Here is a 2,998-nt window from a genome sequence, read left to right as displayed (position 1 = left end):
GCACAACGGAGGTTAGTTTGATCGGCAGGAGTAGTTGCGGGATTGCCATGAATATCGTTTTGCGAAAAGACAAAACGATTGTTACCTGTCAAGTCCGTTGCATTATAATTAATAGCTCCTCCAGTAGGATTAAGTGCATCATTGATCCGTAAAATATCGACTTGCATTTGATACTTACGTTTATACCCTGAAGCATCAGCAGCAAATCCAACTTCAAATCCACTAAGAGCAGACGCGCTTATATTACGATCATCCATCCCCACAACGATTTGATTACCAAACGCATCTACTGTATTATTATTATCCCCTATTCCTGTTACTGTGGTTAGATTTGAAAAAAAGGTACGATGACTACTCCCACTCAATCGAAAATTAGCAACATTTCGATTAAATGCTCCAGTATTAAAATCTGTTCCATCTACAAGACGAGCCGTAGTTTGATGATTCTCCGCCAAATCAGCCCAACTAAGAGAAGCTTCATCCCACTGAAAGGTCAACACTTGTGACAATTTTGTAGATGCTGCCAGTATCGCCTCCTGTGCCAAGTTTTTATCTCTTGATGCACTGTCAACTTGCATAACCATCGGGAGGGAGATAACGGTAATCGCCATAATAACGATTGCAAAAATCAGCTCTATAAGGGTAAAAGCTCTTCGTCTCACCACATAATTCTCCTGTTACTGATTTTTTCTGTATCCGAATCAGTCGCCGTTTTCGCTTTTTGCGTTTGACCGATCCAACCACTCGATTTGTAAAACTCAACCCCGAAATTATTACTGGTTACGTCAAGCCAATCACTCGCATCGAGCTGAACCGTACCGCGGAATGGATACCCAAAACTGCCATCATAGGTAAAGCCCCGCTTCTCAAATCCACTACCACTCATTGTTCCCATACACCCAGTTGTTGTACTAACGGTAATTTGTGCAACTGTTGTCGCAGTAATATTTCCGTCCGTTCCAACAGAATGCAATGTATTTTTATACCAATTTGGATCGGGTGACTCACTTAGAGCAGGCATTGCCCCAAACGTTGTTACAATCAATGGATCACTACCATTGGTATCATAAAACTCATACCACACCCTTCCGCATCCCGGATTGTTTGAAAATCGATAATCAGGAGCATCAGTACGTCCATAGAGGAAAACAGCATTCCCTGTCGTTCCATTGCTCGTTCCTGCTTTATTGGTTGTATTATTTTCTACTAGTGCTGAATATGCGCCATCTATGTATGTTTTACTAATGGATATATTAACCTCTGTCGCATTAATTTCCAATGGATTAATAGGAAGTGACGCATTACGATCAAAATTGAATTTGAGTACTCTTGATGTATTTGCATCGTTCCAACTCAAATGAGTAATCCCATCCGTAAATCCTATAGTGCTACTCGTGATATTATTTTCATTAGCACTCCCCTTTACACTGTCTACGATACTAGGTAACACTGAAATCGGGAATTCATATAAACCGGTTGTAAAGTTTTTAGTAGCTACCCCTTGTTTATTTTGGGAGGTAATATTAAAATCCAATTTTGCTGACATATTCAAATCATTAGACATATAGGTAAAATTTCCATCTCGTGAATCAACAATTCGAATACCTGATGCTACAAACTGATAGGGGATAAAGGTAAAATTCCCCTCTCCTACGATTGTTCTTTGAGAAGTGCTAGTATCATTTAGATCAATATTTGCCCAATTCATATCACTTATATCTACTTTTATTCGACCAACATCATTATACGTTATTGAGGTATTTGAATCGCCTAATCCATTCACAAAATTAAATACTTTTGGAAAACTAGCTGTGCCATTGAGTCCGCTGTTTTCAGTACCATCAAGCATCCGTTTAGTTAGTGCTATTGTTAAGTTAGACATTGTCTGATTATACTCAGGGGTATCGGTAGAGGGAGTTCCATATTGATACGCATGGAGAGATAAATTATACTCTTCCCCTGATCTGAGAAGGTTCAATGATCCTGCTGATGTGAGATTAAAATTAAAGCTATTCGGACGTGTTGCAAAATCATTCGAGTTAGCAGTTCTACAAACATTTGTATAGCCTGTCTTACAGGTTGCAATTGTAGAACCCGTTGTGTGATCCCAACAGTCTGTCCAAACCATCGAATCATTCGCACAATATTTGAATTCAAAAAAGAGCCTTTTAGATGCTTTTGGCCATGTTTCATTTCCGTATGGCCATTTTATAGCTGGAATTTCAAAACGTGTTTGATTAAAGTCTGCTATTTGACCAAAATACCAAATATTTTTAGCTACTTCTGTACTCCCAGCCATATAGGTATCATCTAAAAATATCCCTGCACTGATATTGAAATCACCTCGTATATCAGATAGATCATTTGTCAACAATACGACATCAAACGGCATTGTTTGATTTACTATTTTAGTTGTTAAGTTCGCCTCTTTATATTGTGTACCGGAAAGCGATACGCCATGTTCGACAACATTAAACGGACCTTTCACTAACGCATAACGAATTGTAAAATCGTAGTTGTCCTCCGCCATACACATATAATCGTAATACGGATATTTATCATCCAAATCATCATTGTGTCTAACATGTCCTTGATCATCATATAAAAAGTTGAGCCATGCATTCGCCGTGTAGTTACCGTTTGGCTCATAATATGGATAATTACCAGTACTATCAAAATTATCCCCAGCTCCGGTACGTGAAATAAACCAATCGTTCGTTTTATTCAAATCTTGCAGTACTGAACGCCACCCTTTTGCCCCCATAGTATCCGCATACGTATAGGTATTAGTGGGTGTAGCTATCAAATCGGTATTGCTATAATGTCCCCAACTGTAATAATCTCTGGTAGCAACTCCACTATCATTATTTTTTCGAGCATAATCGATCTCTCCATCTTTTAAATTTTGAATATTATGCATCGGAGAACCACTCATCCACCCTGTTGTACTAGTAGATGTACCACCCCATTTTTTGTACGTACCATTAACATCATTATT

The 2,998-nt window shown here is 38.6% G+C and carries 2 protein-coding genes; both read right to left on the bottom strand.

Annotation, left to right across the window (positions count from 1 at the left end; genetic code table 11):
* Nucleotides 1-662, bottom strand: a 662-nt coding sequence (locus JZU62_RS00115; RefSeq protein WP_295010727.1) for a prepilin-type N-terminal cleavage/methylation domain-containing protein, incomplete at its 3' end; no start/stop codon positions are given.
* Nucleotides 659-2,998 (bottom strand): DUF6701 domain-containing protein (locus JZU62_RS00110; RefSeq protein ID WP_295010725.1); only part of this gene is annotated, 2,340 nt, incomplete at its 5' end. The genes JZU62_RS00110 and JZU62_RS00115, both read right to left, overlap by 4 nt.

Origin of the sequence: Sulfuricurvum sp., from assembly GCF_019163035.1 — a bacterium.
In the GTDB taxonomy this organism is placed as follows: Bacteria; Campylobacterota; Campylobacteria; order Campylobacterales; family Sulfurimonadaceae; genus Sulfuricurvum.
The sequence above is the reverse complement of the archived record's forward strand: the minus strand, read 5'-3'. Positions and strand labels throughout refer to the sequence as shown.